The organism is Nonomuraea sp. H19 (genome assembly GCF_052068215.1).
In the GTDB taxonomy this organism is placed as follows: Bacteria; Actinomycetota; Actinomycetes; order Streptosporangiales; family Streptosporangiaceae; genus Nonomuraea.
In genome coordinates this window covers 1-1,726 of sequence record NZ_JBQHCV010000110.1, presented here as the reverse complement: position 1 = coordinate 1,726, position 1,726 = coordinate 1, and the positions used below count along the sequence as shown (strand labels likewise).

Annotated in this window: 2 protein-coding genes; both read left to right on the top strand. The window is 67.5% G+C overall.

Going from position 1 to position 1,726, the window contains the following annotated elements; translation table 11 throughout:
• Positions 1–200 precede the first annotated feature (200 nt).
• The gene (locus ACTMTI_RS56785; RefSeq protein WP_441129394.1) at positions 201–683 is read left to right on the top strand and encodes a hypothetical protein; all 483 of its coding nucleotides are present in this window, start codon (positions 201–203) and stop codon (positions 681–683) included.
• Positions 684–789: 106 nt separating this feature from the next.
• The gene (locus ACTMTI_RS56780; protein ID WP_441129392.1) at positions 790–1,623 is read left to right on the top strand and encodes a transposase family protein; all 834 of its coding nucleotides are present in this window, start codon (positions 790–792) and stop codon (positions 1,621–1,623) included.
• Positions 1,624–1,726: the final 103 nt, after the last annotated feature.

The window sequence follows — 1,726 nt, the reverse complement described above, 5'->3', positions numbered from 1 at the left end:
TGACAGAGTTCCATCCTGTTTTCCCAGGTAGTAGGGGATGGCCTGGCGCGGTCGGATGTGGTCTCCGCTGGTGAGTGGCAGGAATCATGGCTCTTGATCATCCGGCAGGTGGACAAAAGCGGATCTTCCGTGATTCGACTGCGTCACCCCATCCGGGCTCGTTATCGTCCGTGTCTAGATGCTTTCACCAGGTAACCGTCGTGGGTCTGTCGAGGGACGCCGTGTCGCTGCTGGACCAGATCACCACACGCGTCGTGGCAGCCACTGAACGCGCCGAACGCCTGCGCACCCAGCTGGCCGAGGCCGAAGACGACCTGGACCGATTGCGGGTGGCCGAACAGGTGGTCAAAGAAATCCTCGCCGAAGAGCCAGCCGATGAGCCGGCGGCGGTGTATCAGAGGGCGCTGCCCGCCGACCGTGCCGCGCAACTGCTGCCCGGCGGCCGGCTGATCTGCTTCCGGCACGAGGCCGCCGGGGTCCACGTGCTGCCCGCCGACTACCAGGCGCTGCTGTCCGCGGTGTGCTCCGGCCAGGCTCCGCTGCCGGTCAAGACGATCTGCGAGCAGCTGGGACTGTCCACCGAACCGGGCCAGGTCGAAGGAACCCGGGCCAAGCTGAACCGGCTGGTCGAGCGGGGCTGGCTGCGCAAGACCCCGGCCGGAACGTTCGCCCCGCCGACCTGACCAGCACCCCCAAGGTGGAGATCTCGCACCCCTGACCAGAGGGCGACGCCTGCGGACGCCGATACGGCGGCGACGTAGCGCGCCCCCGGCAGGGGCATGGCGGTGTGTGAGAACAACCAAACCACCCGCCGAAGACGCGCCGTCTGCTGTCTACCAGTGCCGCCTGTCGCTGTCCACCAAGACCCTCACCCTGGTCGCCGACCTGCTCCGCGGCCACCTCAAAGCGATCGGCTCACGGTGGCGGAAGCTACCGCCTGGCAAGATCGCCCTCATCGTGCTCGCCGTGCTGCGCCACGACCAGCGCCTGGCCGACATGGCCGGCGGCAACAACGTCTCAGCCTCTACCATCCGCCGCTGGCTGCTGGAGGTCATCGACCTGCTCTCCGCGCGCGCCCCACGCCTGGACCGCGCCCTAAAGAAGATCGCCAAGGCCGGTGGGCAGGTCGTGCTGCTGGACGGCACGCTGGTGCGTACCCGCCGCCGCACCGGGCGAGCCAACCGCACGAACTACAACGGCAAACACAAGGTCCACGGCCTGCTCTTCCTCGCCCTCACCGACGAGAACGGCAACCTGATCTGGATCTCCTCCGCCAAGCCCGGCCGTTCCAGCGAGATCACCACCGCCCGCCACAACAAGGTCACCGCCTGGCTGCGCCGCTTCGACCTGGGCGCCCTGGCCGACCTCGGCTTCGTCGGGCTGGACGACGACCCCGACGACCCGGTGATCGTCACGGGGTTCAAGGCCAGCAAGAACAACCCGCTCACCAAGGCCCAGAATCAGGCGAACCGGCTGCTGAACCGTGAGCGCGCCGCGGTCGAGCACGGCATCGGCGACCTGAAGAACTGGCGGGTACTGAACCGGCTGCGCCTGAACGCCCGTCACGCCACCGCGCTGCTACGCGCCCTGCTGGTACTCACCCGCCTCGAAGTCACCCGCTGACAGACGATCTACTCCCATGATCTCGCCCCGCTACCACGACGTTCACATCCGACCGCCACCACACCAGCCTCATCTACCTGCGGAAACAGGATGGCGCTCTCTC